Here is a 15,491-nt window from a genome sequence, read left to right as displayed (position 1 = left end):
TCTAATGCTTGGTCAGCCAAGCATTTAGTGAAATTGCGAAATGTTCTTTTATGAAGAAAAAACATCCCTGCCGCATTCGCAAAAGAGCAGATTTTTTAGCTGTCCGTACAGGAGAAAAACGACGAGGTCCTTTCTTTTTACTCGAAGTTAAATCTCGTGAACAAACAACAGAAAAAAAATCTTCTCTTGTTGCACGTGTGGGCTTCACTGTTACGCGTAAAAACGGTAATGCTGTAAAACGTAATCGTATCAAAAGGCGCTTGCGTGAAGCCGTAAGAATTGGTGTCGCAAACCATATGGAAGCAGGAACAGACTATGTCATTGTGGCATATCGTGATGTATTACATGTCCCTTTCCCCTCTTTGATTAATGAATTAAATCGGCGAATAAAACCAAAAACAAAACATCAGCAACGACAACAAGGGTGTACGAATGGAATATAACCGCAATTTCTTCATCGCTATTGGCTTATCTTTCCTAGTGCTTATCGCATGGCAATTTCTTCATGTCGCTCCCAAACAAGCAAAGTTGCAAAAACAACAAATCATTGCACAACAACAGCAAAAGCAACAATCAACCCTTTCTAATGCCACGACGAATTTTTCTGATGATACCTCAACGCATCAAGCAACTTCAATCATTGAGCAACCAATGACTCCTGAAATTCGCAAAGCTGTATTAGCCAAAACAGAACGTGTTGCGATCAAAACCAATGAACTTGAAGGCTCTATTAATCTTGTTGGTGCTCAATTTGATGATCTTCACCTCAAAAGATATCGTGTAACAGTCGATAAAAAATCACCAGAAATCGGTTTGCTAAATCCTAAAGGTTTCAAAACGACCTACCTTGCTGAGTTTGGTTTTGCAAGTGCATCTTTGCCAGCAAAAGCCTTGCCACAATCTGATACTCTATGGCAAATAGAGGGAAACAATAAAACTCTAACCCCTTCAACCCCCATCACTTTAATTTATAATAATGGACAAGGACAAATCTTCCGTCGCACCCTTTCTGTTGATGATCATTACATGTTTACCATTAAGGATTCTATCAGCAATGAAAGCGATGAACCGATACATCTTTCATCCTATGCTCGCGTTGCACGTGCAGCACCACCAGAACATACAAATGCCACCTATTTGCTGCATGAAGGGATGATCAGTATTGCGGGAGATTCTCTCAAAACTGAAAAATATAAAACCTTAGCAGAACTTGATCCCAATCCTGATAATGGACAAAAGAGCGTGACTTTTTCCAAAGTCACAGGAGGCTGGATTGGGATTACGGATAAATATTGGGCTGTAGCCGTTATCCCCCCACAAGATAAAGAATATACAGGCCGTTTTATTTATTTTGATCGTTTGCAAACGCATTATCAATCTGACTTGCTAGGATCGCTTTTAACGATTGCCCCTAATGAAACAAAAACCGTTACAAATCGTCTTTTTGCAGGTGCAAAACAAGTTGAAATTATTAATCACTATCAAAATGATCTAAAAATTAATAAGTTTGCTCTCTTAATCGATTGGGGTTGGTTTGATTTCATCACCAAACCCATGTTTGCTCTCATCGACATTCTTTATAAGCAAACAGGAAATTTTGGTATTGCCATCCTTCTTGTCACAGTGCTCTTAAAGATACTTCTTTTCCCTCTCGCCAATAAATCTTATAAATCTATGGCACGCATGAAGCTGATGCAACCGCGATTGCTAGAAATAAAAGAAAAATATCCCGATGACCGAAACAAACAGCAACAAGCAATCATAGAACTGTATAAAACCGAACAAATTAACCCCCTCGCCGGTTGTTGGCCAATGTTGGTTCAATTTCCAATATTCTTTGCTCTTTATAAAGTTCTCTATATCACCATTGAAATGCGCCATGCCCCTTTCTTTGGCTGGATTAAAGATTTAGCAGCCCCTGATCCAACGTCTCTTTTTAATTTGTTTGGCCTCTTGCCCTACACAACGCCAGCATTTCTTATGATTGGTGCATGGCCTTTGATTATGGGAATAACGATGTTTTTACAAATGCGTATGAATCCCGCTCCGCAAGACCAAACCCAAGCCATGATCTTCACCTGGATGCCCGTTGTCTTTACTTTTATGCTTGCCTCTTTCCCCGTTGGTCTTGTCATCTATTGGGCATGGAACAATATATTGTCAATCATTCAGCAAGGTATCATAATGAAGCGTCAAGGAGCCAAAATTGAGCTATTTGATAATTTAAAAGCCATGTGGAGAAAATCACCCAAAAAAGAAGTGCAGGCTGCAAAAGAAGTACAGAAATGACGAGAGATTCTTCCCTTTCTGGAATTTTTTCTCGCAATTGGATTTTTATTCGTGGTGTCCCTGCAATAGGCTTTCTCCCCCCTGAAGGGCCACCCGAAATCGCATTTGCAGGACGTTCCAATGTTGGAAAATCATCTTTAATCAATGCACTCGTCCAGCAAAAAGGCTTAGCACGGACCTCAAATACACCAGGACGCACTCAAGAGCTTAATTATTTTGTCCCCGATGGCTTTAGTGGACAACAAGAAGATCTTCCTCCTTTCGCTTTGGTCGATATGCCTGGTTATGGTTTTGCTGCTGCTCCTAAAAATCTGGTTGATGCGTGGACAAATTTGATTTTTAGTTATCTACGGGGGCGCACAACCTTAAAACGTGTCTACCTCTTGATTGATTCACGGCACGGAATCAAAAATAATGATGAAGATGTTCTTTCACTCCTTGATAAAGCGGCTGTTTCTTACCAAATTGTTTTGACAAAAAGTGATAAAATCAAATCAAATGCCTTGGAAAAATTAATGATGACCACACAAACAAAACTTCTCAAACGTCCAGCCGCTTATCCACAGATCCTTGCCACTTCTTCAGAAAAAGCATACGGTTTGGAAGAATTACGTACTGCCATTTTGCAAAGCATTGCATAAAAGAACACCTTCATATTCTTAACAATTTATTAAGCATAATTACGAGCCACTGCTAATGATCTTGTACTTCCAATCAAGCATCTTTATAAAAAAAGATGACTTGAAAGAATTCTCATCAACTCTACTTAATTGTGTAAATTATGCTGACACTTTTTCACTCTCCTCTATCCACTGCTTCGCGCTTTATACGCCTCATTCTTGGGGAATATGGTTTAACCACGCAACTGATTGAAGAATATGAATGGGCCAGAAGACACGAATTTCTTGCTCTCAATCCTGGTGGTCATGTTCCTGTTTTTCTCGATGAACAGGAGGTTCCATTATCAGGCCCCTTTGTTATCTGCGAATATTTAGATGAAACCCATGGAAGTTTACGACAAGAAAATAAACTCTTTCCAGAAAATCCTTTAGATCGTGCAGAAGTACGCCGCCTTAATGACTGGTTTTTAAATAAATTTGAAAATGAAGCAACGCGCCATATTGTACGAGAACGAATCCATAAACGTGAAATGCCTCTTGCCATTGGGGGTGGCGCTCCCAATTCACAAATTTTACGCAATGCTCGCGCTAATATTCCCCCCCATATGAACTATCTTAATTGGCTTTGTGCCTCTCGCGATAGCTTAGTGGGTTCTACTCTATCCTATGCAGACTTAGCAGCGGCAGCTTCTGTTTCTGTCCTTGACTTTCTAGGAGAAATTGACTGGGAACAATCCCCTGCTGCCAGAGACTGGTACATGCGGATTAAATCACGCCCTTCTTTTCGTTCTCTTTTAACAGATCGTGTCCGTGGAATTGTTGCAAGTGCTCACTATGCTGATCTTGATTTCTAGTCTCTTCTCATAAACAAAAATAAAAGTGATCTTTTGCCTAAAAGAAACTTCTCCGTTTATGAATTTTTACGCTTACGTATAAATATGCATACCTATAAACAAAAATAGATTAATTCACACTCCTATTAAACAAAAAAACAGAATCCATCATAATCTTTTATTTTCAAGTCCTCTTATCATACATCCCAAAAAGTCTTTTTTGCCGTATCACAAAAAGATCAGTTTAGAGATAAAGATATTTAACAAAGGCTTTGAAAGTCTCTCTTTAAAGACAAGAGCTGTAGCACCATAGAAAGCGAAGAAACTAAAATAACAATACTGAGCACATATTATCCTTTGATTTCCTCCCCAATATATGAAAAAAATGCATTCCATAACATACATAACTCTTTACTCTAAATAAAAAAAGCGCCCTAGCGCCATCATACGTTTTTACAAAAGAACAATTTTTTCAACACGCTTGCCTAAAAGATAAAAAATCCGACCAACGCCCGTGTATCAAAAATTCAGCGTCTCAGATACCTTTCTGTTTTCCCCCTTCTATGTGTTTTTTATCCATAAATAAAAAATATTGATGCAAAATGATAAATTTTTAAATTGCATCATAAACTCCCAATATTTTTCACGTATGATCCTCCTCGCATTTAAATCAATTAAAATCTTTTTCTTCTACAGCACTACTGGGATTAGTATATGAAAAAAATTGTATAAAAAAGAATAAAAATACCGATGAATCGTTACAAATCCTAAGGGCTGTCAAGCCATATTGCCGACTGAACAAACATAGAGTGCTCTCTTATTTATGAAACGTAGTGGTGCAGAATAGATTTTATATTATTAGGCTTTATCGTTAGCCTTCACACGTCTCATCATAAAATGAGTTTTAAGAGCATTGAGACCCTCTTTCTTTTAAGACAAGCGCAATCAATTGCCCCTTGAAGTGTATTTTATTTGGAGTGTTCTATTATGAGAAATGCACCTCCACATAAGGACAATCTATTAATTTATAATGATGATTTATCTTTATTCAACTTGAATGAGAACCTTGAATATCGTAAGATTCTCTCATGTTAAATCTGTATCTCTTGTTTGCACATTACAAGTGAGATTGAGTGTGCAGATAAAAACTGTATCATAAAAATGGCTCTTATAAACCGTCTTACAAACACAAGGGTTGGTCTGTAACACTCAAAGGTTGGACCAATATAACAATGATACCGAACTGCTTCTTCACAAGCGTAAAGATGTGAGCGCTCAATAGATTTATCATTATACCATTCACAAACCGCCATCGTGAAATGAACTTTAAAAGCATTGAGAAATATTTCTTAAAAAAAGCCCGTGAATGTGCAAATCAATGGCGTTTTCTTTTACATGAGAACCGTGGTGCATGAGGATCGCGGCCCCACTAAAGAACGAAAGAAATAAAATTAAAGCACGTGCGCAACCTTCCTTAGGCTTTATAAATAAGCCTTTCGCTCTCCATCACATAACATAACAAAAAACCTCTCTCTGTAAATTTATAGATCTTAGATCATTTATTCTCAATGAGATAATTTTACGACACAAAAGAATAAATTAAAGCAGAAAAATTTTTCCTATAAAGAAAAAGAACCCTTGGAAAGAAGACAAGAATTTGCCTATACTACGGGGCAGTAAAGTATCACAAGGAGATAAAAATGCGCCTTACAGTTGTTGGTGCAAATGGAAGAATGGGGCGTGAACTCATTACAACAATCCGACAGAGGAAAGATGTAGAGCTTTGTGCTGTTCTTGTACGCAAAGGTTCATCTTTTGTAGGAAAAGATGTCAGTGCCTTAATTGGTTCAGATTCTCTTGGAATTCGCATCACCGATGATCCCGAAGATGCTTTTTCAAATACAGAAGGTATTTTAGATTTTTCACAACCCCAAGCCAGTATTCTTTATGCTGATTATGCTGCTCAAAAAAAACTTGTCCATATTATCGGCACCACAGGATTTAGCCAAACAGAAGAAGAAAAGATTGCAGATTTTGCCCAATATACCACAATTGTCAAATCCGGAAATATGAGCCTTGGAATAAATCTTTTAGCCAACCTTGTAAAGAAAGCAGCCAAAGCATTAGAAGCCAATGATTTTGATATCGAAATTTATGAAATGCATCACGCAAACAAAGTTGACGCCCCTTCTGGAACAGCTCTTCTTCTTGGGAAAGCTGCAGCTGAAGGTCGCAATGTTATGCTGCAAGATGTACGTGTCAATGAACGCAATGGGCATACAGGTCAACGCGAAAAAGGCTCCATTGGCTTTTCTTGTTCACGCGGTGGAACGGTTGTTGGCGAACACAGTGTCATTTTTGCCGGTTCAAATGAGCGCATTGTTCTTTCCCATACAGCGCAAGAACGCTCCATCTTTGCCAATGGTGCATTAAAAGCAGCTTTGTGGGCCAAAAACCATAAAAAAGGTCTTTATTCAATGCTCGATGTCTTGGGATTAAACAATCAATAAAATAGAGGAAATTCATAATGGGACGCGCACTTGTACTCATCCGTCATGGTCAAAGTGAATGGAATCTCAAAAATCTTTTTACCGGTTGGAAAGACCCTGACTTAACAGAAAAAGGTCATGCCGAAGCGATAGCAGCAGGAAAAAAACTGAAAGAATCTGGTTTGAAGTTTGATATTGCTTATACATCAGCCTTACAACGTGCCCAAAAAACGGCTCAGCATATTTTAGAACAAATGGGACAATCCGATTTAGAAGTGATCAAAAACGCCGCATTAAATGAACGTAATTATGGTGAACTTTCTGGTTTAAATAAAGATGAAGTGCGCCAACAATGGGGGCAAGAGCAGGTACAAATATGGCGCCGCTCCTATACGGTCGCCCCCCCGAATGGAGAAAGCCTACGCGATACCGGTGCACGCATTTGGCCTTATTATCTTTACCATATCCAGCCACATATTTTGCGCTCTCAAACTGTTTTGGTCGCAGCGCATGGAAATTCTCTTCGTGCTCTTATTATGGCGCTTGAAGGTCTTACCAGTGAAGAAATTATCTCTCAAGAATTAGCAACCGGCATTCCTATTATTTACACCTTTAATCCCGATTCAACCATTTCATCAAAGACGATCATCACACCTTAAATTCTTAAAAATTGAATGGAGTGAGAGAATATCATCCAATACTGTTCCACTTTCAAATAAACAGCTCCCTCTCCTCCCCACGATGAAGGATAAATTTTTCAACTTTCCCCCCTAAAGGTCCATCAGCTTGTCCATCAAATGCATTTCTCTTGCCATGCACTTACTTGTAAAAACTCATGGGCTTCTTGGTTTTCCGAATAGTTTCGCTCTCACTCTTTCGTTTAATTTTGTTATTTTATCCTTGATGAATAAAAAACGAAAATCAGGTATCAACAACATGACACTTTATACCATACATGATATACATAAAAGTAGCTTTACCACCCCGTACCAAAACATAATGTTTGACAGCACTATCGATAATTTTATTGACAGAATTGCTTCACAAGCTTAGATGAACTTTATGAGCCCAGATGGCGGAATTGGTAGACGCGCAGGTTTCAGGTACCTGTGCCGCAAGGCGTGGAGGTTCGAGTCCTCTTTTGGGCACCATTCAATAGCGTTTTTTTGTATTTTTTCAGTGAGCTCACAAAAACTTATTAAAAATAAAGCCACCTTTTGAACCACCTAATATATAAAATTCATAACGTTACCAAATTGCACCATTATCTATATATTGCGATTGTGAATGAGAGAGTTCAAATCATTTGTATAGTATAACAAGTTGACTTTATTTATATTTTTTAATAATTAGGGGTTACATAATAAGGTTCTGGAATAGGATTTTGCAACATGCCCCTATAATAAGACGCCTGTTTTTTCGTTGAATTTCTCCAATAGTTTTTTAAATTTTATTAAGTCCTTTTGTGAAAAATTCTCTAAGTTTCTAAAAAGCATGCCAGCAGCTTCACGTCTAAATGAATCAGAAGTTTTGATTGTGAAACTCTTTTGAGATATATAGGCTTCTTTTCTAACAGAGAAACTTTCTCTTGATCTAAGGCATACAGCTCTATGATTTTTGTCTTCTATACTAATGGGTGCTGATTTTTTTGCCAACTTCGACAGAAGACAAAAACGCTACAGATACAGTCTAATTTCAACCATATTTAAAAGCTGTTCTGAGTGATCGCAAAGTTTACGTAAAATTTTACCAAATGATGTAAACATCTAAAAAGTTTTGTTAGAAGAAAAAATATTCTTGTAAATCGAACAAACCCTTTTGAGATTTCGCTCAATGATTGCAAATCAAAACGTCTTTTCGAGATATTTTTTTGACTTTACCAGTGTTTTAAAAGAGCTTTACTTTTTTTAAATACAAGTCTCTAAAAATCTCTCTCATGACAATCATTCGTACCTCAAAATAAGATGGGGCTTTCATGTTAAAAAACTATATCTTTTAAAATCATAAGGGAAAATTTAATTTCCCTACAAAGCCTGTTAAATCAAGATAAAAGCCCCTTAATCATAAAGTCTGATAATCATTATCTCTCCCCCCCAACAAAAAGACGCTCCTTAAATGGGCTCATATATTATATTTCGACAACCGATATCATGATTGATGAAAAACAATTTTTTACGCTTTGTTATTTATAATCCAACAAAATACCCCGCAATTCACTAAACTTCAAATCCTCAAAATTGGAAAATAAGCACAAAATGATAAATCGTAACAGTTCAAAGAAAATGGATTATACAGACTATAACGAAGCAGAAATGCATTTTAAAAATCTCCGTACACATTCTCATTCATACAAGAGAATACTGCTGAGTGGCAAGCTCAAAACAGTTTATCTCAATAATATTGGGAGAGTTTATTTTTCACACTTCCATGGATCAAGAAAAAAACTTAGAAACATAGAGTGTAAAATTACTTGTCATGAGAAAAATTCTAATCACACACCTTGAGTTTTGTCCCCCCTCTTCTTTTGTTCTATCTAAACCATTAGATGGTATCGTCAATCACCGCTATTACACATCTCCATGCTTAAAATTAAAACGTATTCCATAAAAAAATTCGAACCTTGTGCTGCTTTTATTATTGTTTCTCGAATAATCCCTCGACTGCTGCATCTCGCTCTCTTGTCACTTTTTCTAATTCTGCAATAACCTTTTTATACAATTTTGAACGCTTCGTAAAAGAATAACAAAGCATAATGATTGCTATCTGAAAAATACAATCGATAATTGTATTTATAAAAACAAATAATATCATAAGAGCTGTCATTTTTCTCTCCCTTTTTGTAGCGCAAGAGCTTTATCTCGCTGCTGAAGAGTGTCTTCTAACTGCTGAAGTGTTTTTTTCAACTTCTTCGTCAATCGTATGTGTAAAATTAAAATAATCGGAATAGCCAAGCAACAACAGATCAAAATAAATAGGATCAAAATACATATAAAAGTCAGAATATCGAACTCTCTGACTCCATCCAATGTTTGGGTAATAGCCACATCAAATACTTGGATAATGTCTTCGTAAAACACCTGGATAACAGAATCCACTGCTAAACCGATAACAAATATGAAGAAAATTATTTTATAGTCCTTCAATGAAAGTACCATAGCTTCTTTAAACGCTAAAACTTTCGATTCTTTGTCAAATGCTGAAGAAACGCCCGAAACCTTATTATCTGGATTTTGAAGTGTCTCACACAATGGTTGGGGGGCTTGTATTGTCATAATTGAACTCATTTTCTTCTTTCATTTTCAGAGCATGTTTCTTTTACTTCTCTATATCTTTTCTGTCGCGCTCTTTCGGCTCTTTCGCAGTTCCTGTTACACAAAAAACAAAGAGTTCCTATAATAACCGTAACGGATAGAGTGAGTATTATGGCAAATCCCACCGTTCATTCCTTCTTTAATAAAATCATTGAACATTTCATGCCTTCTTTTCCATGGCATCAATGGACAACTGCTGTTCCTTTATCCCGATATTTTTTTCAAATTTTGAAGCTTGTTGTTTAAACCATCAATTTCATGACCCAGCTTCTCAAGCTCTTTATTTAATTTATTAATATGTTCGTCATGTTGAGATATCACTTTTAAATCATCTAATGACTGAGATTGGTTCTGAAGTTTGTTCGCTTCATTGAGCATTCGAAAAGCTTCTGTTCGTTTTTCAACATGTTCAAATAAAGTAAGAACTTTCTTTATTCGCTCAAAAATTGCTGTATTCCGTTTTTGAGTTAGCTCATATTTATAAGCAAGCTGCTTGTTATTTGGCATCCCTTTTAGCAATGCCAAATGGAACTCCTGCTGTTCAAGAGCACTTCTCTGCAAATCCTCTACCACTATCCCTAATAACCTTATTGTATCGTTCCATCCCCGTTCGGCATTTGCTTTTTCAAACTCAACTGAAGCTAACTTCTCAATAGCATCATCCCGTTCCTTAACGACTTTAGAACAAAAGAATTCACTTATGCCAGTATAGCCACACGAGACGGACATAAGATATGTCAGCAAAAACAGGACTAGCAATAAGCTTTCTCTCAACGGAACTTTTTTTGTAAACATTTTTCTATTTTCTCGTACAAAATACCTAAATTCGTATCAAAATATATATAATAAAAATTATTAAATCTACTAATGATAATCTATGATAAAAATGATAAGCTGTATACCAATAAAATATTCTATAAACTAAATAAACTGATAAAAATAATTTATTCAACAGATTAACCATAAACTTTTCTGTTATTTTATACGAGAAGTTTAATCACTTTATACGGGCTTTAAAAAGAATTTAAAATGATATGATAAATTAATCAAAACTAATATTTTGATTAATTTATATATTAACAATTATGAAATTGATGCATTCATCAAAATGGATGAAACACAATCAATGGTATAAAAGCCATGATATAGAGGTTTCCTTTTAAGAGAGTTTTGTTTATTCCAACAGCAGCCGTAAAAAATTGCGTTTTTTTTACAAAAATTCAAAATTATTCATTTTCTATATTATCTTCCTTAAATTAATTAAAAGATCATCAAGTATGAAACGGATAGGCTGCATTTTTCTCAAGCGGATTTTTTTAAAGAACAGTTGATTTATCAGCAGAGGCACATGAATAAGCAAGATTATAATTTAAGAGACAGTATATATTGTTATTCGTAAAAGGATGCCGTTTTAGAGCAAGTTTTTAAAAATGTTTATGATCAATGATAAATGAGAGGCATAAATTGGGAGAGTTTAACCTTTTTTACAGCGCAGTGGGTCACAAAAGCGCAGCAGATCACAAAAAAGAGCATCAATGAAATTTAAAATTTGTCATTATTCATCATGAGATAAAGACTTTAATCATGTGTTGGGCTTTTTTATTCTGAGCGATTGTTTTGCTCTGTCTGCCCGATCAAAGAATTTCTTCTATTATCTTCTATTAAGAGTGCTCTTTTAGGATATCATCTTCACCTTCAAAGTTATACTAGGCATTGAGCCTGCTTTCAGCATATTTTTTTTGCAAAAAAAAGTGTCATCATTTTAGGGGGAATTTAATGATGAATCAGCAATGCTTGTATCCTCTAATGCATAGGAATACCTCCTCTGATGCATGGGAAATTGTCTTTTATTAATAATGATGTCATCAAAGTGACGAACCTTGCAAGATAATTTTTTATTGAATAAAAGAGAAAGATTCTGAAAAACAATTGTTGTTTTAACGTAAATTGAAACAGCAAAACAGTCAAAGAGAAATGGGGGTACAAATGGTGGTGACTGAAAAAAAGGATATCAACAAATTACCCAAAGCTGATTTATGGATCATTTCTGCTGCTTCACCTGATCAGCTAGGACTATGGATCAATGAATGGTGCGTAAAGAATAAACAAGCCTCTATAAATTCCGGTTACGTTAATGACTATAGCTGTCTTTGGTCTATTTTATATACCTGGACAAACTGGTTGCTATGCATGTAGCTCATCTATAGGCAGTCTTCCGGAAAAAAGCGACCATCTTATTTATGACGCTTGTGTTACGATTAATAATAACTTCAAAGTGGCTATATTTCCTCCTGTGAATGCTCTTTCAGCCGCCATGTGTGCCAATGATGCTCTGAAATTTTTGGGCGGTTATGGCAGCCTTCTTTCCACTGATCGCCGTGTAGGAATATGGAGCAACCAACTCTTCATAGAAGAACGTTCTCTAAAGAAAAATCCTCACTGTAAGGTTTGTGGAACAACATAAATGAATAGACCACGCACCCTTGCTCTCACCTATGGCTCCTATAATGCCATACGTATGCTCATTGGTGTTTACCATGCGATTTTTTTAATGTCGATGGGAGTTAGTCTCGCGCAACTGGCGCTGCTTCAAGTTGTCTTTTCCACAACCATTCTGCTGCTTGATTTTCCTTGTGCTGTTTTAGCGGACAGATATCGACGTAAATATTCCGTAATAGCTGGCGTCTTTATGACCGGAATATTTTATCTTCTCTGTCTTCAAGCCCCTAATATGACAGCGCTTATTATTGCGCAAATTCTCTATGCGGCAGGCATTTGCATCATTGTCAGTGCCATTGACGGCTGGATTTACCATTCTCTTGGTGATCAACATGATCACTTTTCGCATTATGCTCATCTTTATCACCAAGTGAACTCTTTCGGAAGTATTTTCAGTGGGGTTGTAGGCATTGGAACGATCTATTATTCTGGACAATATTTTATGAGATATATTCTCTCATGCCTCATGATGGGAATTATTTTTTTGATCTTCCTTATTGTTCCTGAAGAAAAGAAAACAACGATTGAAACACATAAAACAAAAACAATCTTGCATAATGCCAAGGAAACGCTGTGGATCTTTCAAAACACCGTAGGAGACGCATGGTTTATTTTCCTCATGTGTCTTTTTAGCGCTGGAATTCAGATTATTTATCATTTCTGGCAACCAATTATCCTTGGCAAGGGGGAAAAAATTGCTCACCTTAATGGTTCGCAAATGTTGGTCCTTATGTGCTGTCATATTGGAGCCTTTTCAGCACAGTATTTTTCAAATTTACTGATGGCAAAATATCATGTTCTTGATAAAAAATATAAGAACTCTATCAAATATTTTTCCTTCTTTTCTTTTCTGATGTGCATCGCACTTTATTTTTTCGTCCATAGCAATCAAACGGCGGTATCAGTCATTGCCTTCTCTTTAATCCATGGATTTATTTGCACGGTACCGATAGGAGCAAAAAGCTTATTTTTCTCCGAACTGAATCAAACACAAAGGCAACATATTTCCGGTATTGTTGGTGCGGTATCTTTTAGCGGAAGAATATTTTCAATCACCGTATTAAGTATTATTTCTTTTCTTCCTGCAAACGTTGCGCCCTCTTATTACCTCATGTTACCGACCCTTACTTTTTTCCTATGTGGTGTAATCGTCATGAGATGGATGAAACACGCTCACACTTCTTGATAAGAGGAAAACGATAAAATTATCATCGACGATGTTTTTTAAGATTTTCTCTCAAAAAGATCTAGGCTTCTTGTAACCTTTGACACATCAAGCTTTCAACAGACAACGCATCCATAAAGCAATAATTTATACGAACTCAAATATCGTAAGATTTTTTTCACATCTGTTTTTATGTTGAAATAATCAAAATCTTTTGTTTGCACATCATAAACGAAAAAAACACATTTGACTATTTTTTCTTTTATTGGAATATCGTCAGCACTTGCACTTCTTCATTGTGGATTTTTGATCCAAGCTTTTCATTGGCAGGCGGTTCTTTTCTTTATTAAGCTTTTTTATATTTTTGACTATTTTTCTGTTGAGTAAAAACAATTGAGAAAAGAAAAAACTTATGAATGCTCATAGATAAAGCCTATGACAACATGGCAGCAAATATAGATTTGTGGCACCTTGTTTCTTAACAAGTCCCAAAATGATATGCGAGCTTTCTATAATTCACCAAAGCTTTTGCATTTTATACCATATTGCAAAATGAGCTTGGAAGTGTTGAGAGAGATCTCTTTCAAACCAGCACATACATTGGCAATACGTCCATTGGCAACACGCGGGGCGTATACTCCTAAACGGAATAGACAAAAGCGTGAAGTACATAATCTCCATTATTGAACGAATACGACTGTTAAAGATTCGTGACAGTTGTAAAGCTAAATCCATGAAGGTGATGATAAAGATGGAAACTGATTTCTATCTTTTCCACTTTCATATTTTTTTAATGAAATGATCTTCCCATTTTAAAAAAAATGATTTGCTAACAAGTTACCCTATCTTTTCCCTATTTAATCTATAAGAGCAGATGCAATGTTTAAAGCAATCAATCGCCTTAAATATTTATCTTTAACCTATGCTACTGTGTTAAAAGTCGGTATTGATTTGACCCACCATAGAAAAAGCAAAAGCTTAGCAAACAACGTCATCAAACAACAAATATACCCCCCAATTATTGGAAATGATAATAGATGATATAAAACACATTTAAAATAACATCCCGAACACATCTCGCTTTACATCTGCTTAATTCTTATCGGCGTTCGTGCTGTTTCTTATATTCATAAAAGTCTTTCAGCAATTCTTCGCTCAAAAAGATAAAACATCAATCTGATAACAAAGTTTCGCCTTCTTTTATCAATAAAAGCCTTTGAAATTTTGAAATAAATCCTTTGACGTTCTCGCACGTTTTTTTTTCACGAGATCATGCTCCTTTTATATAAATCGGCATAAAGATAAATTGGTATGGCGATTTGCATGGAGCCTATGGGAATTGCAACATCTCTGATTGATTTCACTTTAATTTTTCACCCTTTTAAAAAAAGTTTTTGACACTTGTTTTATGAAATATCACCAAGCCCCCGATATGAAAAAACAAACGGCTCTACACGCTGCTCCGTAAAACAGAACGCCACCCAGTTGCCAATTCACAGGCTTGTTTTAAAGAGACATCTCTCAAAGCGCACCCAAGCCCATTTCGTGGCGCCGACCGTGAATGGTATAACGGTACATCCATTGAGCACCCCCATCTTTACGCTTATGAAGTAACAAGCCAGAACCATCATTATATTTACCACCCCCAATGTTGCGACAGATCTTGCATTAAGCCGATTCATAAGAACCATTTTGAGTCTTTTCCTATCCAAATTTGATCCACACACTCATTCCACTTGTTATGTGCAAATGAGTGATTCTGATTGATTCAAGATAAGCAGATTGGAAATAAGGGAATCTTACGTTATTCGGAACTCTCATTCAATATGAATAACGCTAGATTATCATTACAAATCAACCTCTTGCCTGCAAACCCTTAAGTTTGCGTGAATGAAAACACTGTTTGGCTGGACTAAAGATAATACGGAATTTCTTGAAACAAAGAGCACAAATCATCAACGGCTAGCAATAGAAGCAATGAAAAAACGACAAAAAGGTGCAAAGGAGATAGAAAAACAAGTTAAAAAAGTTAAAGGAAGCCAACTTTCCTCACCTTTATATCACATATATCATACACTGATTTTATATATAATACATTTTCATATATACACCTTGTATATGTACACTAGGATTTTATTGAATAGTGGCGGAGAGGAAGAGATTCGAACTCTCGAGAGCCTTTTGAGCCCTACTCCCTTAGCAGGGGAGCGCCTTCGACCACTCGGCCACCTCTCCAAGGAGAGGCATAAATGGTATCAACAGAAAGTTCAAGACATTTTCGATTT

The 15,491-nt window shown here is 36.2% G+C and carries 11 protein-coding genes, 2 tRNA genes and 1 pseudogene; 9 read left to right on the top strand and 5 right to left on the bottom strand.

What is annotated here, in order from left to right:
• Positions 1–50 precede the first annotated feature (50 nt).
• The 7 genes from rnpA to FNZ60_RS08590 all read left to right on the top strand — a co-directional run bounded on the left by rnpA (position 51) and on the right by FNZ60_RS08590 (position 7,382).
• Positions 51–443 carry a ribonuclease P protein component gene (gene rnpA, locus FNZ60_RS08620; RefSeq protein ID WP_142417174.1) on the top strand — a complete coding sequence of 131 codons (393 nt, stop codon included), beginning with the start codon at positions 51–53 and terminating at the stop codon, positions 441–443.
• The gene (gene yidC, locus FNZ60_RS08615) at positions 433–2,289 is read left to right on the top strand and encodes a membrane protein insertase YidC (protein WP_142417173.1); all 1,857 of its coding nucleotides are present in this window, start codon (positions 433–435) and stop codon (positions 2,287–2,289) included. The genes rnpA and yidC overlap by 11 nt, the downstream gene beginning before the upstream one ends.
• On the top strand, positions 2,286–2,930 hold the full coding sequence (gene yihA, locus FNZ60_RS08610) for a ribosome biogenesis GTP-binding protein YihA/YsxC (protein WP_142417172.1): 645 nt from the start codon (positions 2,286–2,288) through the stop codon (positions 2,928–2,930). Before yidC ends, yihA begins: the two co-directional genes overlap by 4 nt.
• Before the next feature lie 140 nt (positions 2,931–3,070).
• Entirely contained in the window at positions 3,071–3,763 is a 693-nt protein-coding gene (locus FNZ60_RS08605) for a glutathione S-transferase family protein (protein WP_142417171.1), read from the top strand.
• Between the two features lie 1,679 nt (positions 3,764–5,442).
• On the top strand, positions 5,443–6,252 hold the full coding sequence (gene dapB / locus FNZ60_RS08600; RefSeq protein ID WP_142417170.1) for a 4-hydroxy-tetrahydrodipicolinate reductase: 810 nt from the start codon (positions 5,443–5,445) through the stop codon (positions 6,250–6,252).
• Positions 6,253–6,269: 17 nt separating this feature from the next.
• The gene (locus tag FNZ60_RS08595) at positions 6,270–6,890 is read left to right on the top strand and encodes a 2,3-bisphosphoglycerate-dependent phosphoglycerate mutase (protein ID WP_142417169.1); all 621 of its coding nucleotides are present in this window, start codon (positions 6,270–6,272) and stop codon (positions 6,888–6,890) included.
• A gap of 407 nt (positions 6,891–7,297) precedes the next feature.
• Positions 7,298–7,382 (top strand) — tRNA-Leu (locus tag FNZ60_RS08590).
• 1,483 nt (positions 7,383–8,865) lie between these two features.
• Here the strand turns inward: FNZ60_RS08590 and FNZ60_RS08580 are convergent.
• The 3 genes from FNZ60_RS08580 to FNZ60_RS08570 all read right to left on the bottom strand — a co-directional run bounded on the left by FNZ60_RS08580 (position 8,866) and on the right by FNZ60_RS08570 (position 10,337).
• Positions 8,866–9,054 carry a hypothetical protein gene (locus FNZ60_RS08580; RefSeq protein ID WP_142417168.1) on the bottom strand — a complete coding sequence of 63 codons (189 nt, stop codon included), beginning with the start codon at positions 9,052–9,054 and terminating at the stop codon, positions 8,866–8,868.
• Positions 9,051–9,503: a hypothetical protein gene (locus FNZ60_RS08575; protein WP_142417167.1), complete on the bottom strand. Its 453-nt coding sequence runs from the start codon at positions 9,501–9,503 to the stop codon at positions 9,051–9,053. Before FNZ60_RS08575 ends, FNZ60_RS08580 begins: the two co-directional genes overlap by 4 nt.
• A gap of 243 nt (positions 9,504–9,746) precedes the next feature.
• Entirely contained in the window at positions 9,747–10,337 is a 591-nt protein-coding gene (locus tag FNZ60_RS08570; protein WP_142417166.1) for a hypothetical protein, read from the bottom strand.
• A gap of 1,339 nt (positions 10,338–11,676) precedes the next feature.
• Between FNZ60_RS08570 and FNZ60_RS09790 the strand changes: the two genes are divergently transcribed.
• Together FNZ60_RS09790 and FNZ60_RS08560 are read left to right on the top strand one after the other, a co-directional pair.
• Entirely contained in the window at positions 11,677–12,006 is a 330-nt protein-coding gene (locus FNZ60_RS09790) for a hypothetical protein (protein ID WP_185913554.1), read from the top strand.
• Positions 12,007–13,227 (top strand): MFS transporter, encoded by a 1,221-nt coding sequence (locus FNZ60_RS08560; protein ID WP_142417165.1) that lies wholly within the window; start codon positions 12,007–12,009, stop codon positions 13,225–13,227.
• A gap of 1,441 nt (positions 13,228–14,668) precedes the next feature.
• Here the strand turns inward: FNZ60_RS08560 and FNZ60_RS08555 are convergent.
• Both FNZ60_RS08555 and FNZ60_RS08550 read right to left on the bottom strand, forming a co-directional pair.
• A pseudogene (locus FNZ60_RS08555) lies at positions 14,669–14,897 on the bottom strand (Arm DNA-binding domain-containing protein); the annotation flags it as partial.
• Between the two features lie 453 nt (positions 14,898–15,350).
• Positions 15,351–15,441: transfer RNA gene (locus FNZ60_RS08550), tRNA-Ser, on the bottom strand.
• Positions 15,442–15,491: the final 50 nt, after the last annotated feature.

Source organism: Bartonella massiliensis (assembly GCF_902150025.1).
In the GTDB taxonomy this organism is placed as follows: Bacteria; Pseudomonadota; Alphaproteobacteria; order Rhizobiales; family Rhizobiaceae; genus Bartonella; species Bartonella massiliensis.
The sequence above is the reverse complement of the archived record's forward strand: the minus strand, read 5'-3'. Positions and strand labels throughout refer to the sequence as shown.